The organism is Veillonella sp. 3310, from assembly GCF_003999875.1.
In the GTDB taxonomy this organism is placed as follows: Bacteria; Bacillota; Negativicutes; order Veillonellales; family Veillonellaceae; genus F0422.
Genome location: NZ_RQVJ01000001.1, coordinates 469,667 through 489,738, shown reverse-complemented (window position 1 = coordinate 489,738; position 20,072 = coordinate 469,667). Strand labels below are relative to the sequence as shown.

Annotated in this window: 17 protein-coding genes; 16 read left to right on the top strand and 1 reads right to left on the bottom strand. The window is 39.3% G+C overall.

Annotated elements, in window-relative coordinates:
- Positions 1-46: 46 nt before the first annotated feature.
- The 4 genes from EO127_RS02405 to hpf all read left to right on the top strand — a co-directional run bounded on the left by EO127_RS02405 (position 47) and on the right by hpf (position 3,135).
- Complete coding sequence (locus EO127_RS02405) at positions 47-730, top strand: amino acid ABC transporter permease (RefSeq protein WP_009372151.1); 684 nt, start codon at positions 47-49, stop codon at positions 728-730.
- Entirely contained in the window at positions 727-1,449 is a 723-nt protein-coding gene (locus EO127_RS02400) for an amino acid ABC transporter ATP-binding protein (RefSeq protein ID WP_127447863.1), read from the top strand. The genes EO127_RS02405 and EO127_RS02400 overlap by 4 nt, the downstream gene beginning before the upstream one ends.
- Positions 1,450-2,163: 714 nt before the next feature.
- Complete coding sequence (locus tag EO127_RS02395) at positions 2,164-2,361, top strand: cold shock domain-containing protein (protein ID WP_009354004.1); 198 nt, start codon at positions 2,164-2,166, stop codon at positions 2,359-2,361.
- 240 nt (positions 2,362-2,601) lie between these two features.
- The gene (gene hpf / locus EO127_RS02390; protein WP_127447862.1) at positions 2,602-3,135 is read left to right on the top strand and encodes a ribosome hibernation-promoting factor, HPF/YfiA family; all 534 of its coding nucleotides are present in this window, start codon (positions 2,602-2,604) and stop codon (positions 3,133-3,135) included.
- 168 nt (positions 3,136-3,303) lie between these two features.
- Here hpf and EO127_RS02385 read toward each other — a convergent pair whose 3' ends face one another.
- A complete protein-coding gene (locus EO127_RS02385; protein ID WP_127447861.1) occupies positions 3,304-7,359 on the bottom strand; it encodes a phosphoribosylformylglycinamidine synthase in 4,056 nt (1,351 codons plus the stop codon).
- A gap of 232 nt (positions 7,360-7,591) precedes the next feature.
- Here EO127_RS02385 and purF point away from each other — a divergent pair, with 232 nt between their 5' ends.
- The 12 genes from purF (at position 7,592) to EO127_RS02325 (ending at position 20,048) form a co-directional block, all read left to right on the top strand.
- A complete protein-coding gene (purF, locus tag EO127_RS02380; protein ID WP_127447860.1) occupies positions 7,592-9,007 on the top strand; it encodes an amidophosphoribosyltransferase in 1,416 nt (471 codons plus the stop codon).
- On the top strand, positions 8,994-10,055 hold the full coding sequence (gene purM, locus EO127_RS02375; protein ID WP_127447859.1) for a phosphoribosylformylglycinamidine cyclo-ligase: 1,062 nt from the start codon (positions 8,994-8,996) through the stop codon (positions 10,053-10,055). The genes purF and purM overlap by 14 nt, the downstream gene beginning before the upstream one ends.
- Complete coding sequence (gene purN / locus EO127_RS02370) at positions 10,048-10,656, top strand: phosphoribosylglycinamide formyltransferase (RefSeq protein ID WP_127447858.1); 609 nt, start codon at positions 10,048-10,050, stop codon at positions 10,654-10,656. Before purM ends, purN begins: the two co-directional genes overlap by 8 nt.
- Positions 10,657-10,690: 34 nt before the next feature.
- A complete protein-coding gene (purD, locus tag EO127_RS02365) occupies positions 10,691-11,974 on the top strand; it encodes a phosphoribosylamine--glycine ligase (RefSeq protein ID WP_127447857.1) in 1,284 nt (427 codons plus the stop codon).
- A gap of 85 nt (positions 11,975-12,059) precedes the next feature.
- A complete protein-coding gene (gene nhaA, locus EO127_RS02360) occupies positions 12,060-13,244 on the top strand; it encodes a Na+/H+ antiporter NhaA (RefSeq protein ID WP_127069206.1) in 1,185 nt (394 codons plus the stop codon).
- Between the two features lie 170 nt (positions 13,245-13,414).
- Positions 13,415-14,419 (top strand): iron ABC transporter permease, encoded by a 1,005-nt coding sequence (locus EO127_RS02355; protein WP_127447856.1) that lies wholly within the window; start codon positions 13,415-13,417, stop codon positions 14,417-14,419.
- Positions 14,419-15,225 (top strand): ABC transporter ATP-binding protein, encoded by an 807-nt coding sequence (locus EO127_RS02350; protein WP_127447855.1) that lies wholly within the window; start codon positions 14,419-14,421, stop codon positions 15,223-15,225. The genes EO127_RS02355 and EO127_RS02350 overlap by 1 nt, the downstream gene beginning before the upstream one ends.
- Positions 15,222-16,277, top strand: coding sequence for an ABC transporter substrate-binding protein (locus EO127_RS02345; protein ID WP_127447854.1), 1,056 nt, complete (start codon positions 15,222-15,224; stop codon positions 16,275-16,277). The genes EO127_RS02350 and EO127_RS02345 overlap by 4 nt, the downstream gene beginning before the upstream one ends.
- 61 nt (positions 16,278-16,338) lie before the next feature.
- The gene (locus tag EO127_RS02340; RefSeq protein ID WP_177428927.1) at positions 16,339-17,394 is read left to right on the top strand and encodes an ABC transporter substrate-binding protein; all 1,056 of its coding nucleotides are present in this window, start codon (positions 16,339-16,341) and stop codon (positions 17,392-17,394) included.
- A gap of 296 nt (positions 17,395-17,690) precedes the next feature.
- Positions 17,691-17,948, top strand: coding sequence for a SemiSWEET family transporter (locus tag EO127_RS02335; protein ID WP_062403139.1), 258 nt, complete (start codon positions 17,691-17,693; stop codon positions 17,946-17,948).
- 432 nt (positions 17,949-18,380) lie between these two features.
- Entirely contained in the window at positions 18,381-19,184 is an 804-nt protein-coding gene (locus EO127_RS02330) for a peptidoglycan-binding protein (protein WP_240645969.1), read from the top strand.
- 204 nt (positions 19,185-19,388) lie between these two features.
- On the top strand, positions 19,389-20,048 hold the full coding sequence (locus EO127_RS02325; protein ID WP_127448064.1) for a TerC family protein: 660 nt from the start codon (positions 19,389-19,391) through the stop codon (positions 20,046-20,048).
- The last annotated feature ends 24 nt before the right edge of the window (positions 20,049-20,072 follow it).

The following is a 20,072-nucleotide window of genomic DNA, read 5'->3' as shown; positions in this document are numbered from 1 at the left end:
TTTGTGCCTCCTTATCTGTGTTAAATGAAAGGATGGATAGGTAACGATGGATTTTAATTGGCAGTTAATTGTCGACTCTTTACCCCTGTTAATTGGAGGGGCTGGAATTACGATTCAAATCACCCTCATGAGTGTGGGGTTTGGTTTCTTTATTGGCCTTGTAGTGGCGCTGATGAACTTATCACGATTTAAAGTGATTCGTTTAATCGCAAAATGTTATGTAGAATTATTCCGTGGTACACCACTATTAGTTCAAATCTTTATGATTTATTTCGGTGGTCCTAAATTGTTGGGGGCTATCGTTAATGCCAATGGTGCGCCAGAGCCAATTGGACCGTATTTAGCAGCTGTATTGGCATGTTCTATTAACTCTGGTGCCTATGTATCTGAAATTTTCCGTGCCGGCATCCAATCCATTAATAAAGGGCAGATGGAAGCAGGTCGTTCTTTAGGTTTAACTTGGTTCCAAACGATGCGCTATGTAATCATGCCACAAGCTTTCAAAGCGATCATCCCACCATTGGGCAATGAATTTATTGCCATGTTGAAAGATACGTCTTTAGTGGCAGTTATCGGTTTTGAAGAATTGACACGTCGAGGACAATTAATCATCGCTCGTACCTATGGTTCCTTTGAAATCTGGACAGCTGTAGCGGTGATTTACTTGATTATGACATTAACCATTTCCCGACTCGTAGCGTACTTAGAAAGGAAATATAATATCAAATGATTCAATTACAGAATGTACATAAATACTTTGGACAATTGCATGTCTTAAAAGGCGTTTCTACAGAAATTGATGCTGGTGAGGTAGTAGTTATCATTGGACCATCTGGTTCTGGTAAAAGTACAGTATTGCGTTGCATGAACTATTTAGAAGAACCCACAGAAGGCGACGTAATTGTAGATGGTAAAAACTTAAATGTGAAAGAAAATATCAACAATGTACGTGCTGAAGTGGGCATGGTATTTCAACGATTTAATTTATTCCCTCATATGACCGTACTAGATAACATTACCCTAGCGCCGCAAAAAATTAGAGGGCTTTCAAAATCTGAAGCGGAAAGCATTGCTCATGATTTATTGGGAAAAGTAGGTTTATCCGACAAAGCAGCCGCGTACCCAGAACAATTATCCGGAGGCCAGCAACAACGTGTAGCCATTGCTCGTGCCTTAGCAATGAAACCGAAAGTAATGCTCTTTGACGAACCTACATCTGCTCTAGATCCAGAGATGGTTAGCGAAGTATTAGACGTTATGAAAGACTTGGCAAAAGAAGGCATGACAATGGTCATCGTTACTCATGAAATGAGCTTTGCTAAAGAAGTAGCTACTCGCGTACTATTTGTAGATGGTGGCGAAATTTTGGAAGAAGGAACACCAACAGAAGTGTTTGATACACCAAAAAATGAGCGGACAAAATCATTTTTATCAAAAGTGATTCGGTAAGGACTGGTTCTTTGTTACGCTTTAGATAGCAAATTTAGTTTTTTTCTATAAGAATTGTTACTACGAATATGTATATAAAAAACAACTACCCTATAAACGGAGTTTCCTATGTAGGGTAGTTTTTGCTTTGCCGTTATTATATTTCTAAATGATTTTCAATGTATTCCAGTGCATTGACGTATATGGCTATATATATGCTTGTATGTATTACCGTGATATATAGCCATATAATCGTAGTACATTATAGGCGATATAAAGGATAAAAATTTTGAGTTCTATTGTATGTACATTTATATAATTTGTTCTGAATAAAATAGGCAAAAAGAATAAATATTATGGTATTTCATAGTAGATAGTAAAGAAAAATAATTATTAAAATGATATACATACAGAATAAACACAACGATATGAATAAAATTTGTCAATACAATCTTGATAATTGATAGATTGTATAAATTTATAAAAATAAAAAATATTATGAATATAAATTGAATTAGATAATAAATATATAAAATGTGATATATATCCTAAATGTGTATAATATAAGTAATAATTGGAATTATTGATTAATAATTGTGTTGAATTATATCAATGTGGCATACACTTGAAAATAAAACGATATTTTGATTGACACCATACATATATAGTGATAACATGAAAGCAAGATTTAGATACTCTAAATCGCTTGCAGTATTAAAGGTAGGAGGAATTATCATGCTTGGGAAAGTAAAATGGTTCAGCGCAGAAAAAGGTTATGGCTTTATTGAAAGAGAAGATGGCAGCGATGTATTCGTTCATTTTTCTGCAATCCAAGAAGATGGCTTTAAGTCTTTATCCGAAGGACAACAAGTTGAATTTGAAATCGTAGATGGCAACCGCGGTCTTCAAGCGGCTAACGTATATAAAGCTTAGTTCAAAACAAAAAGGCTTAGGATATTCCTAGTAGGAGATCCTAAGCTTTTTTTATTGGTAATTAGTATAGTGAATCTGTAATATATCTATTGATTGTAGATATGTTGAGAATGGAAGCGTAGAAGAACAAAGAGCGATTAAACTAAAATTCTTTTGAAAAATAAAAAGGATTTTAAGGATTTCTGTAGAACTATATAAATATGGTACTTGTTTATAGGTAATACAGAAAGGATGAGCACTATGAAATTAACAGTACGAGGCAAAAATCTTGAAGTGACAGCAGCGTTACGTGAATATATTGAAAAACGAGTAGAAAAGTTATCTCGATATTTTGAAACTCCAGTGACAGTGCAAGTTGTATTATCCGTTGAAAAAGAAGAACGCAAAGTAGAAGTGACATGCTTTGTAGAAAGTGTAGTATTGCGTGGTGTAGAAAGCCATTTAGATATGTATGCTGCCATTGATTTAGTAGTGGATAAAATTGTTCGTCAAATCCATAAACATAAAACACGGTTAGCAAAACGATTCCGTAAAGAAACTGGATTCCATGTAGATGTAACACCTGTGGAAGCGATTCCAGAAGAAAAAGAGTTAGAAGTAGTACGTCGTAAAAACTTTACTGTACGTCCTATGAGCGTGGAAGAAGCAATCTTACAAATGAATCTATTGGAACATGACTTCTTTATGTTCTTCAATGAAGATACTGAAATTATGAATGTCGTATACCGTCGTCATGATGGCAAATATGGTTTATTAGAACCAGAAGTAGGTTAATCAGTTTATACGAATAGAATAAAGAGCTGTAACAACATGCAGATTGCATAGGGTTACAGCTCTTTTGTTATGTGAACATAGAAATGAGTAGAGGGCTAGTGATTAGCGGCTAATATGTATGTGCCCTCTAATTCAGATTGTTATAAGTTTAGTTTGGTTTGCATATGTTTACTCTGTAAAGTATTTAACTCCCGATGCAAAGATAGGCATCACAAGTTGTCCTTCTATATTTTTATGAACGCCGTATCCGATGCGCTCTACATGTGCCATTTTTCCGAACACACGACCATCAGGGCTGAGCAAGCCTTCTACAGCGCCCATGGATTGATTAGGATTCCATTGTGGACTCGTAGTGGTATTGCCTAAAGGGTCTACGTATTGGGTAGCTATTTGACCATTGGTATATAGTTCGCGTAGTTGCTCTTGGGATGCAAGGAAACGACCTTCTCCATGAGAAATAGGTACAGTATAGATATTACCTACTTCACAGGTACTTAGCCATGGTGAAGCGGTAGATATTACTTTAGTATGAACTATCCTAGATATATGATGCCCACTGGTGTTGTACGTCAAGGTAGGACTGTTTTTAGTCAATGTTTGTATATGTCCTGTAGGTAGAAGACCTAATTTAATGAGCGCCTGAAATCCATTACATATACCAAGGATTAATCCATCACGGTGGTACAACAAATTTTCAAGGGACTCTTGCAGATAGGGATTGTGAAACAGGGTAGCTATAAATTTACCAGATCCTGCTGGCTCATCACCGCCACTGAAACCTCCAGGGAAACATACAATTTGAGTACTGTCTATACTGCGTTTTAAGGCTAGTATAGATTCTTGCAACTCTTGGCTATTTCGATTGCGAATGATTAGAGTTTCTACTTTAGCACCTTGTTCTATGAAAGCCCGTGCAGATTCGTATTCACAATTGGTACCAGGGAATATAGGAATCAGCACTTTTGGATGAGATAGAGAGGTATACTTACTACATGGTTTGCTTTGTGTAGTGTGTAGTAGTTTGCTGTCAGTAGAGGTACTGGTGTCGCCGAATATATTTGATACATCAAGTTGTTTACACAGGTTACTAGATTTTGTATTCTGTAGTGCATTTGTTGCATGAAGTTCTATGAAATTTGTTTTCCTTTTTTGATTTGACATATTTCCTGTGGATAAGATTTTTTCTTTTGTGTAGATAGGAAAGATAGATGCTAAGGTGCTTTCATAGGAATTGGTTAAGTCATCTAATGAGATAGTGGTATCCCCCATAATAATTGTGGGGTCTTCTTGTGTAGTACCAATGTGGTAGATATGAGGCATTGTAAGTAATGCCTGAGCTGTCTCAGTATCCACCTCTATGAGGAGGGAACCACGGAAGGGGTAGAATAATATATCCTCAGGAGTTAAAGAGGTATGGAGGCTAGGATTCTCTGATGCATTGGAACTATGATTCTCTAATGTATTGGCACAGAATTGAGTTATGCTTGTTTGGTCTAGTTCTCGTTTTTTATGCATAGAAGATACAGCCATAACTAGTCTTTGCAGTTCGTCTTTATGGTAGACACAGCCAATGGCGTTGCCTAGACAAGCTTTCACAGTGGCAGGACCTATACCGTCCTGTTCTACTACATAAGCGCTATACACTTGTTGTGCGATATTGTAGGAACGCAAAGTATCAGAATGTGCTTTAAAGGTTATCCAATCAGGTGTGCCATCATAGTTCTCTGGTACGTGCAGAAATAGGATATGATGATGTGCTTCATGAACGTGTGGTGAGAGTATGCGGTGAATATCTTCAGTGGTGACAGCGAAAGAAATGAGTGTAGGGGGCACATGGAGATCTTGGAATGTACCGCTCATAGAATCTTTGCCACCAATGGCTGCCACACCTAATTGACGTTGTGCCTCATAGGCCCCTAAAAGGGCAGATACAACTTTGCCCCAGGAGGTAGGGCTATTGAGTTTTTCAAAATATTCTTGAAAACTTAGATAGGCCTTAGAGATATCTCCACCTAGAGCAGCTAATTTTGCTAAGCTAAGGAGCACAGCATACTGAGCGCCATGGTATGGACTCCATTCCGATAGAAACGGATCAAACCCGTGAGTCATGATACTTGTAGTCGTAGTAGTTCCCTGTAAAACTGGAAGTTTTGCCACCATCCCTTGGACAGGAGTTTTCAGATAGTTTCCACTGAAAGGAAAGAGTACAGTATTCCCACCTACGGTAGAGTCAAACATAGCTCGTAATCCCTCTTGCGAGGTACTGTTCAAATCTTTCAAGGCTTGATGAAAGCGTGTTTCAATGGAAGCTTTGGTTGTTGTAGAGATAGAAGATAGATTCGTAACAAACGAAGGATAATGGTTTGCTCTTGGAGATACAATATGAGCATTAGCACATTGTGTAGCCCCATTAGTAGCTAAAAATTGACGCTGCAGGTTAACGATAAGTTCTCCTTGGAACTCCATCACTAGGCGCCCAGTATTGGTCACTTCCCCTACGATAGTAGCATCCAGATTTTCCTCGGTACAATAGGACTGCAAGCATTCCCAATGAATAGGGTCTATGATGCAAGCCATTCGTTCTTGGGATTCTGAGATGGCTAGCTCTGTACTAGTGAGCCCAGTGTATTTGGTAGGTACCACATCTAGGTGAATATGAATACTATCTGCGAGCTCTCCAATAGCAACAGCTATACCGCCTGCTCCAAAATCGTTGCATCGTTTGATGCATTGTGTCACCTCTGGGATACGGAATAAACGTTGTAACTTTCGTTCTGTTACAGGATTTCCTTTTTGTACTTCTGCACCACATGTATAGAGGGAGTCTTTCGTATGAGTTTTAGAAGATCCCGTAGCCCCGCCACAGCCATCACGGCCGGTCTTACCACCTAATAATATAATAAGGTCTCCTTGGACAGGGCTTTCACGACGTACATGAGAGCGTGGCACAGCCCCAATGACGGCTCCTATTTCTAATCGTTTTGCTCTATAGGACTCATGGTAATATTCCCGTACTTCCCCTGTGGGAACACCGATTTGGTTACCGTAGGAGGAAAAACCTTTGGCAGCGGTTGTGGTGATATAGGATTGTGGTAATTTACCAGGTAAGGTATGTTCTTTTGAGACTAGAGGGCTCCCAGACCCAGTAATGCGCATGGCTTGGTATACATAGGCACGACCACTCAGAGGATCTCGAATACACCCACCTAAACAAGTAGCAGCACCACCGAAAGGTTCGATTTCAGTAGGGTGATTATGGGTTTCGTTTTTGAACAATAATAACCATTCTTCCTCTGTATCATCTACCTGCACTGGAACAATAATGGTGCAAGCATTGATTTCGTCCGACACATCTAATTGATGTAGTTTACCTTGATGACGAAGTTCTTGCATAGCCATTGTGGCCATGTCCATTAATGTGGGTACTACATTGCTCGATGGATTCAGTTGTTGTTTTGTTTCAAGATACGTTTGATACGTTTTTTGAATCGGCTCGGTAAGGGCAGACTCATCAAAAGTAATCTCCGTTAATTGGGTATTGAATGTAGTGTGGCGACAATGGTCTGACCAATAGGTGTCTAATACACGAATTTCGGTGACAGTTGGATTGCGGTGCTCCTTTTGAAAATACTTTTGAATGCATAGTAGGTCTTCTAAGGTCATAGCTAATTGCATGGAGTGTAGGAGTTCTTTTAGTTTCGCTTCCGACTGAGTGATAAACTCCTCTATGTGCGAAGTTGTTAGTACCACTGGTGTTACTATGTCTAGGGTTGTAGGAAGTTCCATGAAGCTTTCACAGGCATCGATAGGTTGTAAAAGATATTGGCGAGCCCTATCCATATGTACCTTAGAGAGAGGTCCTGTTAAAACATACACTCGTGCAGTACGGACTGTATTTTGATCATGACCAGTGAGGATGGATAGGCATTGCTCTGCAGAATCAGCGCGTTGGTCATATTGTCCTGGCATAGGTGCAATGGCAATAGGATGGTCTTGAGAGGTCAGAGGCAATGTGGTATAGGTAGCCTCTAGGGAAGGCTCAGAAAAGATGAGAGTTTTGGCACGTTCAAACTCTGATTCTGTAATTCCAAAGATATCGTATCGTTCGTAGATTGTGAGCTTGGTAAGAGGAATTTGTAAATCTTGTTCAAAGGTTATACGTAATTGTTCTGATTCTTGTGAAGTAGTTGTGCGAGGAGCGACGAATAGACGAAATATGTGCATACATAGCCTCCTTTAGGTGGATAGGACGATACTGGGATTTTCCATACATCCTATCGTGTGTTTGTTAGCGTTCCATACGTGATTGTTGTATCTTAAGTATACCACGTTTTTTTGTTGATTCCCTGAGTTTATATTGAAGATAGCGGTGTAGCAAGTTATAATAGAGATAGTTTGACATTTGATAATCTGTCCGATTGCACGATATGAGTAGGGTATAACTCTAGGGGGCATAATGAAATATGATGGCGTGTTAGATACATGGCATGAGGAGTGTGGGGTCTTTGGACTCTATGACAGGACCTCTACTATCGGAACAACTTTATATGAAGGGCTTGTGGCTTTACAGCACCGAGGGCAAGAGGGCGCGGGTATCGCTGTGGTTCATGGATCGCAAATAGATGTGGTGAAAGGTCCTGGACTGGTGAAAGAGGTCTTACAGGATGTTTCTACCTTAGTAGGTCATATAGGGATTGGACATGTACGGTATTCCACGACAGGTATAGAGAATCCTAATGATGTACAACCTCTTGTAGGAACATCACAGTGGGGGACCTTTGCAGTAGCCCATAATGGAAATTTGACAAATGCCCTAGTGTTACGACGTGAATTGGAATTGCAAGGCTCTAAGTTTACGACGACGATGGATTCAGAAGTGATCGTCCATTTGATCCAGCAGTCCAATGAATCGACGCTTCTAGGTGCTATTCAGCAAGCTTGTAGGAGATTAGAAGGAGCTTTTTCTCTAACAATTATTACGGATATGATGCTTATCGGTGTACGAGATTTTCGAGGGTATCGGCCTCTTTGTGTAGGGCGTACACCACATGGATATGTACTTGCCTCTGAAAGTTGCGCTATAGACGCTATAAAGGGGATTTTCATTCGTGATGTAAGACCCGGTGAGATAGTCATCATTGATAAAAAAGGAATCTGTAGTGTACCTTATCATCCTAAAGAGAATACACAGCATACTTGCGTGTTTGAATATATTTATTTTGCGCACCCTACTAGCGTTATAGATGGTCAAAGTATATCAGAAGCAAGGGTGGCTATGGGTCGTCAGTTGGCAAAAGAAACCCAATATGAAGCGGATATTGTTATGCCCATACCTAACTCAGGGACTTTATCGGCTCAGGGATATGCAGAGGAAGCTAGTATACCTTATAGGGAAGGATTAATACGTAATCCGAAGGTATTGCGGACTTTCATAGAGCCTAACCAATTGAGTCGAGAAGAAGCGGTACGTAACAAGTTTAGTGTTATTTCTGATGTGGTACAAGGTAAACGCATTGTTCTCATTGATGACTCCATTGTACGAGGTACCACAAGTCGATATATCGTTTCCATGTTGCGACAAGCGGGAGCGAAAGAAATATATTTATGCTTAGCTTCTGAACCAGTTCGATATCCTTGCTATTTTGGTATCGATACATCCGATACAGAAGAGTTGCTAGCTCATCGATATTCCATAGAAGAAATCCGCCAATACATTGGCGTTGATCGTTTATATTATTTGTCTCATGAAGGATTGATGCAGTCTATGAAACAATTAAAAGCACAACATTTGTGTGCGGCTTGTTTTACTGGATACTATCCAAGCCCTATAGGGGATGAGTATACCAAGGGAGGTACTTATGTCTGTGGATAATACACCTGTGACCTATTTAGATGCTGGCGTAGATGTGGAATCGGGGAACCAGCTCATTCAAAAGATTAAAGACCGTGTGGAACGCACCTATACACCATCTGTGTTAGGGTCCTTAGGCGGTTTTAGTGGACTCTATTCTTTGGCACAACATACTATGAAAGAACCTATTCTTGTATCTAGTACGGATGGAGTAGGTACGAAAATTCGGTTTGCCGTCCTTATGAATGAACACCGCCAGATTGGTCAAGATTGTGTGGCTATGAGTGTGAACGATGTAGTAGCACAGGGAGCAACACCTTTATTTTTCCTAGACTACATTGCAGTCGGTAAATTGGAACATGATCATATTGAAAGTATCATCGATGGTATTGGCGAGGCCTGTGAAACATGTGGTTGTGCCTTAATTGGTGGAGAAACATCGGAAATGTCAAGTTTCTACGGCGATGGCAATTATGATTTAGCCGGCTTTGCAGTGGGGATTGTAGACAAGGAACAATGCATTACGGGAGCCTCTATCGAGGCAGGGGATATGGTCCTAGGTTTACCTTCTTCAGGCTTGCACTCCAATGGATTTTCCTTAGTGCGTCATATTATTTTAGACAAAAAGCAAATGCCATTGGACACGTATATAGATGAGTTAGGATGCACGATAGGAGAAGAAGTACTACGACCAACGAAATTGTATGTAAAACCGATTCTACCACTACTGAAAGAACAGTTAGTGAAGGGGATGGCTCATATTACAGGAGGATCTTTCTACGACAATATTCCTCGTATATTACCGAAAGGATTGTCTGTCACGATTCATAGTGATGCTTGGCCAGTGCCACCTATTTTTAAATTATTACAAGAATGGGGACATGTGGAAACGAGAGAAATGTATCATACTTTCAATATGGGCATAGGTATGGTGCTAGTAGTGAAGCCAGAGTTAGTAGAACGTGTGGTAGAAGTGTTACAAGAGCAAGGAGAAGTGGTGTACTCCATTGGACTTGTTACAGAAGGGCAGGGAGATGTGAGGATTCTTGGTGAGGCATTCCATGCGTAAACGATTGGCTCTATTTGGCAGTGGCAGAGGGTCTAATGGAGAAGCCATCTATAAGGCCATAGAAGCGGGGCATATAGAGGGTGAAATAGTTCTTATCATTAGTGATAGATCCAATGTGGGTATTGTGGAGAAGGGATGTGCTTGGCACATTCCTGTACACGTAGTAGAGCCTACTCACTATGGTAATGGAGAAGCGTGGACACAGGCTATGCTAGATATATTGCAGCAATATGAAGTAGACGGCATTTTGCTAGCTGGGTATATGCGTATATTACTTCCTAGATTTGTGCAAGCCTACAGAGGAAAGATTTTGAATGTTCACCCTTCCTTGTTGCCAGCATTCAAAGGTATGCAGGCACAGAAACAAGCCTTGTTACACGGTGTAAAGTATACAGGATGTACCGTTCATTTTGTGGATGAAGGCATGGATACGGGTCCTATCATTGCGCAGGCGGTGGTACCTGTCTATGAAGATGATACGGTGGATACGCTATCGAAACGAATCTTACATGAAGAGCATCGCATCTACCCAGAGGCGGTGCGCTTATTTTGCGAGGATGCCTTGGAGATAGTGGAATTTCGAGTTTTCATTAGGAAGTAAGCTGTTAGAAAATAGTCTATATTGAGAGGTATCTATGAAAGTATGTATTATTGGCAATGGTGGTCGTGAACACGCATTAGCTTGGAAGTTACATCATAGCCCATCTGTAACAGATGTCTATGTAGTGCCAGGCAATGCAGGAATGACTTCGATAGCCACTGTAGTCAACCTAGATTGGAAGAACCGAGACACCTTACTAGCTTGGTTATTAGACTATAAGATTGATTTGGTTGTTATAGGGTCTGAATTGCCTCTTGTCGAGGGACTTAGCGATGCAATTCGAGCCGTGGGGATTCCAGTATTTGGACCATCCCAAGGGGCATCACGGATAGAAGGGTCTAAGTCTTTTGCGAAAGAGATGATGCATCGTTATGAGATTCCTACGGCTAAGTATGAGGTCTGCCAAGATGTAGAAACAGGAAAACGCATCATCCATCAATGGGGCGTGCCCATTGTATTAAAAAGGGATGGCCTCTGTGGTGGTAAAGGTGTTACCATTTGTAAGACTTTCACAGAAGCAGAACGAGTGTTGGAAGAGATGCTGAGTAGTTCCGAAGAAAGCATTATAATTGAGGAATATATGCGAGGACAGGAGCTATCCTTGTTGTCCTTTGTGGACGGCACTCACGTATTGCCTATGATAGGAGCAAGAGATCATAAACGATTGTTAGACCATGATGAAGGTCCTAATACGGGTGGTATGGGAGCCTATGCACCAGTGCCAGAACTGAATGAGACTTTGGAACAAGACGTGGTAGATACCATAGTAAAACCTATCGTGAAAGCTATGGCAGAAGCAGGGCATCCTTATGTGGGTTGTTTGTATACGGGTCTTATGCTTACTGAGGAAGGGCCGAAAGTGGTAGAGTTCAATGCCCGTTTTGGAGACCCAGAAGCACAAGTGGTATTACCATTATTAGAGAGTGATTTAGGAGAAATCATGTATGCTACGGCTACGGGTCAGTTAGAGGGGATGACCTTGGAGTGGTCCAAACAATATGCTTCTTGTGTGATCTTAGCATCCGAAGGATATCCACATCAGCCATTGATAGGTCGAAGCATCACCGGTGATATACAGGCTGTGGATATTAGGTCAATGGTATTTCACTCTGGAACAGTATTTGAAAGCGATCACTATGTAACACAAGGAGGCCGTGTTCTAGGTGTCGTAGGATTGGGAGATACCTTACAAGAATCTTTGGATATTGCCTACACAAGAGTGAGGACAATTCATTTTGAAGGACGACAATACCGTAAGGACATCGGGGAATTGAGTTTGGATTTTGTATACATGCATAATATAGAAAAAATTCGATAGATAAAGAATATATTTAGTGCTATAATAACAAAAGACGTAGTTTACTTATTCAATGATATATATTACATAGTAGAGGGGTAATTATATGAATCGAATTGTATCTTTTTTTACATCACCATCAGCAGGGGGCGTACTACTCTTCGTAGCTGCTGTGGTAGGGGTGCTATTGGCAAACTCTCCAGTAGAAAGTTTGTATCACTCTTTACTTCATGCTAAATTGGGACCATTATCCATTGAATTATGGATTAATGATGTGGCCATGGCGGTCTTCTTTTTATTTGTAGGCCTAGAAGTAAAACGGGAAATGATTGCAGGGGAATTGAATACCAATGCAAAACGATTTTTACCAGGTATTGCTGCATTCTTTGGTCTTTTAATGCCAGCCTTAATTTATTATTTCATCGTTGGTTACCATCCAGACTATATTCATGGTTGGGGGATACCAACAGCTACAGACATTGCCTTTGCCATTGGTATTGTTTCACTCTTAGGTGATCGAGTACCGATCGCAATGAAAGTATTTTTAACTACCTTGGCTGTTATGGATGATTTGATGGCTATTGTTATCATTGCTTTTTTCTATACAGCGGAGTTAAATTTCTTTTACTTATTCGTAGCAGCGATCATCGTGTTTATGTTGCAATACGTAAACCGTATGAACTATACACGACCAATCCCGTATTTAGCCTTAGGATTTGGCCTTTGGTTCTGTGTGTTTAAGTCTGGACTACATGCTACCTTAGCAGGCGTTATTCTAGCGGCTTTCATTCCATACCATGGTATACGTGATGGACGTCATGTATCTCCTTTATCGGAATGGGAGCACACATTAAGTAACTGGGTTACATACTTGATTATTCCAATTTTTGGATTTGCCAATGCAGGGGTATCCTTCCATGGATTTACCTTAGAAAGCTTTGCTCATCCAGTTGTATTAGGCGTAGCAGTAGGCTTAGTATTAGGTAAACAAGTAGGTGTATTTGGTACCTTATTTTTGCTAGTAAAATCTAAACTAGTAGAAATGCCAGCTCAAACTAATTGGACGCATGTGTATGGTATTGCTCTTTGTTGTGGTATTGGATTTACCATGAGCTTGTTCGTATCCTTATTAGCCTTCCCTCCAGGAGAAGCACAAGAAATGGCAAAGGTTGGCATCTTCGTAGGTTCCATCGTATCTGGTATCTTGGGATATACAGTATTACGAATTGCTGGACGAAAACAACAAGTGAGTGTGTCTGAATACGATATGATCAAAGGACAACATATTTAATTGCATACTTCATAGAGAGTAGAGGCTCTATATAAGCTGTAGTGAAAGGAAACTTTCATTACAGCTTTTTTAATTATGAATGTTTTCAATACGTAAAAAAACTCCTTGCAAATTTTGAAATAACTATCTATAGTAAGTGTATACGTGTAACTGAGAATAGGGGGATTATTATGTATCATTATAAACGGACTATGATGATAGCCATCCTTGTGTGTGCAGGAATTTTTTTGTTGTCTTTGGTGATGGGACGATTCTTTATTCCTGTTCAAGAAGTGTGGAACATATTACTATCAAGATTTTTAGTAATACCCATCACTTGGGATGCGTCGATGTATAATGTAGTTATGGAGATTCGATTGCCTCGTGTACTGGGTGCTATTTTGGTAGGCGTTGCGTTAGCTGTATCAGGAACAGCCTATCAAGGAGTTTTCCGCAATGATTTAGTATCACCAGATTTACTAGGTGTCTCACACGGTGCTAGTGTAGGAGCCTGCTTAGGTATCTTATTGCATTTGTCATTATATGGGGTAGCAGTGTGTGCTTTTATTGGTGGGATTGTAGCGGTATGCCTTACATTATTATTACCTAGATTGATTCAAAACCAATCTAGGATTGTTCTTGTCTTATGTGGCATCATTGTGTCTGGATTTATGTCAGCCATCATTGGACTGCTGAAATACATTGCAGATCCAGATACAGAGCTTCAAGATATTGTGTATTGGCAATTAGGTAGCTTGGCGAAAGTTACATGGGATAATTTGTATTATGTGTTGCCGATTATTGTGGTAGGAACAATAGCAATAGTAGCCTTGCGGTGGCGCTTAAATATTTTGTCCTTGTCTGATCAGGAAGCACAAAGTTTAGGTGTCAATGTACAGCGAGAACGGATTGTCATAATAGGTATTTCTACGTTATTGACGGCAGCGGCTGTATGTTTGAGTGGTACCATTGGTTGGGTAGGTCTTGTGATACCACATTTATCACGTATGTTAGTAGGTCATGATCATAAAAAATTGATTCCCGCTACGATAGTAGTCAGTGCCTCCTTTTTGATGGTGGCAGATTTATTTGCTAGAGCGTTAACAACAGCAGAGATTCCACTAGGAATACTCTGTGGATTCATTGGAACGCCATTCTTTGCGTGGGTATTGTATAAACAACGGAGGTATTTCTAATGGATTCCTTTGAACTTTCAGTAGATTCTATCTCTTTTTCGTATGGCAAGGGAGAGCCTAATATTTTTACGGATTTATCATTCTCTGTGAAAGCTAGCGATACCTTAGCTCTATTAGGGCGTAATGGGGTTGGAAAATCTACATTGCTTAGTTGTTTGATGTGTTTTCAGCCGGTGCAATCGGGACATATATACTGCAATGGTGTAGATTTAGGGAGTGTGTCTATTCAAGAACGAGCGAAGTTAATTGCTTTTGTACCACAGATTATAGGGGCAGATATACCCTATACGGTACGAGATTATATATCCTTTGGAGCGACGTTGCGAACGGGGATGTTTTCTTCGCCAGGAAAAGAAGAATTTCAAAAAACAGATGATATATTAGAGATGCTAGGGATTACAGAATTACGAGATAAACCGTGTCGCGATTTAAGTGGTGGACAACGTCAATTAGTGGCCATTGGACGCGCTTTATTGCAAGATACAAGATTATTATTGATGGATGAACCAACATCTGCATTGGATATACGTAATCAAGTGATTGTTCTAGAAACGATAGAACAGTTGCGAACACAAGGATATGCTATTATTTTTACTACACATGTGCCGGAACAGGCTTTATTACTGAATAGCCGTGTCGGTTTATGTCGTGGTGGAACAATAGATTTTTATGATTCTGTCAGTGATCTGACTGTGGAAGTATTGGAGAGAATTTACCGGACGAAGCTTAGTTTGTTTTACAGCGAAACGGTACATCGCACAGTTTGCGTAATCCCACAGTTAGGTCAGAAAGGGGAGATTTTATGAATCGTATTGTAGTATTGTTGTTAGCCTTATTTACCGCCATTTGTATGCTGGCTGGTTGTGGTACAGAAAATGCATCCCAAGGGAATACATCTTCTACGAGGGTTGTCACAGATATTGATGGAACGGAAGTGACGATTTCAAAAGATATCAAACAAGTAGCAGATTTATGGCATGCTAATAACCAAGTGGTATTGATGTTAGGGGGCGCAGATACATTAGTATCTACTACAAAAAATGTGCAAGGATTGCCTTGGTTTGTAAAAGTATATCCTAGAATTAAAGAGATTCCAGCTCCGGTAAAAGGAACAGATGTGCAAATGGAGGAAATTCAAAAATTAAATCCACAAGTGGTATTGGTTAGCAATAAGAACCAAATTGAAATGGCTCGCAAAGCAGGTCTTCCAGCAGTACGTGTGAATTTTACTGACTATGAAGGATTGCGCAAAACCGTGGCTATTACAGCCGATGTATTAGGTGGTAAAGCCATCGACATTAGTAAACAATATCTAGCTTATTTAGATGGTAATGTAAAATTAGCGGAAGAAAAAACTAAACATCTTAGCGATGCAGAACGTCCAACCGTGTTGCATATCGTAGGTGGAGATAATCTATTAAAAGTAGATGGAGACAAAACGATTATCAATGAATGGATTCGTTATGCAGGCGGTAAGAATGCCATTACAGCAGCAGGTCCACAAATCGTAGTAACTTTGGAAGAAATTATTAAAGCTGACCCAGATATTATCATCATTGGTGGCACACAAGCTCAAAAAGGTATAGACCAACTCATGAGTGATCCACAATGGGCAAGTTTAAAAGCTGTTAGGAATCATCGAGTATACCGCAATCCTGTAGGAACGTTCAACTGGGATCGTTATAGTGCAGAAGCGGCATTGCAAATTTTATGGGCAGGTCAAATCATTCAACCACAATTATTTGCGGATATTAACCTAGTGAAAGAAACACAAAAGTTCTATAAAGATTTCTTACATTTTGATTTATCTAGTGATGATGCAGAACGTATTATCCATGGTGAAAGTCCTGCAAATTAAATGTATAGACACGTGATTTTGAAGTAGTTAGTTTGTGTATGGAAGCTAGTTAGGAGACGTTATGAAACGAATTATTACTATGCTCTTTGCATTGTTGATTTCCATTGGCTTGTTAGCCGGTTGTGGTACAGAAAATGCATCAAAAGGAGCAACGCAAGAAGTACATACTATCACCGATATTGGTGGCACCCAAGTTCAATTACCAACACATGTGGAGCGGATTGCTGACTTATGGCCAGCGAATAATCAAGTTATGTTGATGCTAGGTGGAGCAGATAAGTTAGTTGCTACTACACAATATGTACAAACATTACCTTGGTTCTCACATATTTATCCAAATATTAAAAATATTGCTGCACCAGATCGTTTTGGCTTTGATTTACAATTAGAAGAACTACAAAAAGTATCACCACAAGTGATTATTGTAAATAGTAAAAAACAAGCAGAACAAGTCCGTCAAGGTGGCTTTACAGCAGTGCATATGGAGTTTACTGATTATAAAGGACTTCGCAATGTAGTATCCATGACTGCCGATATTCTTGGTGGCAATGCGGTAGAGATTGCTAAGAGTTACAATGCGTATTTAGATAAAAATATCGCTTTAGCAGAAGAAAAAACGAAAGCTTTAACTGATGCGGAACGTCCAAGAGTGATGCATATTGCGACAGGTGAAAATTTACTAAAAGTAGATGGTACTAAAACAATTATTGATGAATGGATTCACTATGCTGGGGGTATTAATGCGATCGAACAAAAAGGTCGTGGGCTTACACTAACCATGGAAGAAATCATCAAAGCGAACCCAGATATTATTATAGTGGGTGATGTGAACTCTAAAGCAGCTATTGAAAAAATTATGAATGATCCACAATGGAGTGGCATTAAAGCGGTTCAAATGGGTCGTGTATATAGTAATCCTGTAGGAACATTTAAATGGGATCGATATAGTGCTGAATCAGCATTACAAATCTTATGGGCAGGTCAAATCATCCAACCACAATTATTTGCGGATATTAACCTAGTGAAAGAAACACAAGATTTCTATAAAAACTTTATGCATTATGATTTATCTAACGTAGAGGCAGAGCGTATTATTGCTGGAGAAGGTCCACAATAGTGGCAATAGTAGCAAATAGTTCCGGTTGACTCTATATTAAAACCGTAGTAAAAGGACACTTTTACTACGGTTTTATTAGGTTTATTTTCACCGTGGCAAAATGGAAAGATAGAGCGAAGTCATAAGATTGATGGGGAGAGATTCTATACCAGAAAGTTTAGGGTTGTGTCACAAATGTTTGACTACTTCATAGATATTATATAAAAACTTAAATTTAAGTATTGATTTCCTAACATTTTGTGATATACTACTAAAATATTTAAGTTAATTGATCTTATAAGAGGGAAGATAATAGAATGAGTGAAAAAAATTTAAAAATGTTAGGATGGCTTGGAACATTCCTTTCAGTAATGATGTATGTGTCTTATGTTCCGCAAATCATGGGAAACTTGGATGGGAATAAAACATTTTTTCTGCAGCCCTTGGCAGCGACGATTAACTGTATCATATGGGCAAGTTACGGACTTTTAAAAGAAAAAAAGGACTATCCTTTGGCAGTAGCAAACTTGCCGGGAATTATCTTTGGATTGCTTGCAACCATTACGGCATTTTAAATAATCTCATTTTAAAGATGTATTGTGAAAAGCTCATTTGAATGATGATTAGTCATTTTAGTGAGCTTTTTGTTATAATTATTTTTCAAGATATAATTCTAACTTCTTCAATTTTAAAATACTATTTATTATGATTATTTTAATATGTAAAACTTTTGTATCACATCATATTGAAATGATCTATTATACCAATTTAGTATAGCAACTCCATTTTTATGCATATTTACTATAGAAATTGAGGAAAATTAACATTTTTTGTGTACATATGTAGTAGGTGGTGTTTCCTATGGGAAGTAATTTATACTATATGTGGGAAAAATGTGATAAAAATGGGCACTAAGTGGTGTTGAAGTGTTAAAAAAGCCCTGTTTTTTTGACGTATCTCCCAAAAAATGGTAAAATGTATAAGCATTTAGATATGAGGTGAACATCGTGAAAAAAATAACTCTCATAGCGATTTTACTCTTAGTTTGTTGTATGGCTACAGCTTTTGCAACATCTGGACGTGGTGATCGCGGTAAAGAGGTAGAGGAGTTACAAGCGTTGTTAGTAGCCCAAGGCTATTTGCTTGATACAGCAGATGGAGTATTTGGGAATAATACAGAATACGCAGTGCTCGTCTTTCAGAAAGAACACGGGTTAACTCCAGACGGTAGAGTAGGTACAGAAACAATGCGTGCTTTACTAGAGAATCAAAAACAATTTGAGGGGCAGCAAGCGTCTCGAAATACCCGTAGTGTGGAGGTATCACGGTTTGGTGACCGTGGTCGAAATATAGAAGAAGTACAACTTAAATTAGTAGATAGTGGATTTTCTCCAGGAGCTGTTGATGGAGTTTTTGGGAATGGTACGAAAGAAGCATTAATTCGTTTCCAACGTCATTATGGTTTACCAGTGACAGGGACTATTGATAGTGCTACATGGTCAAAATTATCTATAAAACGAGGCAAACCAACAAGCTATAAGAAAACGATAGACATGGAGGCCAGTGCCTATTCCAGTTATGAATCTGGTACACATACAGCTAGGGGTAATGCGCTTCGTCGTGGATATGTTTCGGTGGATCCTAATGTAATTCCATTAGGAACCGAGGTGTATGTGGAAGGATATGGTTATGCTGTAGCAGATGATACAGGTGGTGCTATTATAGGGCATCGTATTGATTTGGCTATGGATAGCTATAATGAGGCCATACAATTTGGTCGTCGAACGGTGAAAGTATATATTCTGAATTAGAGAAGTCATTGATTTGTTGTAAAACAGAAAGAACATCTAATTGCAAATGTGTAGTTACACAAAATAAAAGATAGGAAACTACTGTGATGTAGATCCTAACATACTAGAAGGATAGTCGGTTCATTGGAATCGGCTATCCTTTGTTTTACAGGTTCTCTATGATATAATAAAATGTATTCTAAGTAGTATATATAGGAGGAAATGGTGGATATTACATCAACACAAGGGTTATTAGCAATTCTACAAATTATTATTATTGATATATTATTGGCTGGAGACAATGCTATAGTGATTGGCATGGCGGCGAAAAATTTACCAGAAGCATTACGTAAACGTGCTATTTTCTGGGGCACTGCCGGTGCGATTGTTTTGCGTCTTGTGATGGCGATTTTATTCATTGAAGCCTTAGATAATATTCCAGCATTACGCATCGTTGGCGGTATTATGTTGCTTTGGATTGGTTACTCCTTATTGAAAGATGGAGATAATGAGCATAACATTGAAGCAAAAGACAATATCTGGGGTGCTATTGCCACTATCATCATTGCCGATGGTGTAATGGGCATCGATAATGTACTAGGTGTTGTGGCTGCAGCGGAAGGTCATTTTGGTCTTGTTGTGGCAGGTATGCTCGTGACAGTACCAATTATTGTTTGGGGCAGTACAATCTTTGTCAAACTAATCGATAAATTCCCTGTGATCTTATATGTAGGTGGCGGTATCTTAGGCTGGGTATCTGCTAGCATGATTCAGCATGATCCGATGGCAACACCATACATTGAACCATATAGCTTGCCATTCCATATCGGCTGTGTTGTATTGGTATTAGGCGCAGCAATCATCCGCAATCGTTTGGTAAAATAAACTGATATTAGTGAAAGTAACAGC

What these genes read in the sequence shown, in the direction of transcription:
- EO127_RS02405 (WP_009372151.1), top strand. Translation starts at nt 47, where the DNA reads ATGGATTTTAATTGGCAGTTAATTGTCGACTCTTTACCCCTGTTAATT.
- EO127_RS02400 (WP_127447863.1), top strand. Translation starts at nt 727, where the DNA reads ATGATTCAATTACAGAATGTACATAAATACTTTGGACAATTGCATGTC.
- EO127_RS02395 (WP_009354004.1), top strand. Translation starts at nt 2,164, where the DNA reads ATGCTTGGGAAAGTAAAATGGTTCAGCGCAGAAAAAGGTTATGGCTTT.
- hpf (WP_127447862.1), top strand. Translation starts at nt 2,602, where the DNA reads ATGAAATTAACAGTACGAGGCAAAAATCTTGAAGTGACAGCAGCGTTA.
- EO127_RS02385 (WP_127447861.1), bottom strand. Translation starts at nt 7,359, where the DNA reads ATGCACATATTTCGTCTATTCGTCGCTCCTCGCACAACTACTTCACAA.
- purF (WP_127447860.1), top strand. Translation starts at nt 7,592, where the DNA reads ATGAAATATGATGGCGTGTTAGATACATGGCATGAGGAGTGTGGGGTC.
- purM (WP_127447859.1), top strand. Translation starts at nt 8,994, where the DNA reads ATGTCTGTGGATAATACACCTGTGACCTATTTAGATGCTGGCGTAGAT.
- purN (WP_127447858.1), top strand. Translation starts at nt 10,048, where the DNA reads ATGCGTAAACGATTGGCTCTATTTGGCAGTGGCAGAGGGTCTAATGGA.
- purD (WP_127447857.1), top strand. Translation starts at nt 10,691, where the DNA reads ATGAAAGTATGTATTATTGGCAATGGTGGTCGTGAACACGCATTAGCT.
- nhaA (WP_127069206.1), top strand. Translation starts at nt 12,060, where the DNA reads ATGAATCGAATTGTATCTTTTTTTACATCACCATCAGCAGGGGGCGTA.
- EO127_RS02355 (WP_127447856.1), top strand. Translation starts at nt 13,415, where the DNA reads ATGTATCATTATAAACGGACTATGATGATAGCCATCCTTGTGTGTGCA.
- EO127_RS02350 (WP_127447855.1), top strand. Translation starts at nt 14,419, where the DNA reads ATGGATTCCTTTGAACTTTCAGTAGATTCTATCTCTTTTTCGTATGGC.
- EO127_RS02345 (WP_127447854.1), top strand. Translation starts at nt 15,222, where the DNA reads ATGAATCGTATTGTAGTATTGTTGTTAGCCTTATTTACCGCCATTTGT.
- EO127_RS02340 (WP_177428927.1), top strand. Translation starts at nt 16,339, where the DNA reads ATGAAACGAATTATTACTATGCTCTTTGCATTGTTGATTTCCATTGGC.
- EO127_RS02335 (WP_062403139.1), top strand. Translation starts at nt 17,691, where the DNA reads ATGAGTGAAAAAAATTTAAAAATGTTAGGATGGCTTGGAACATTCCTT.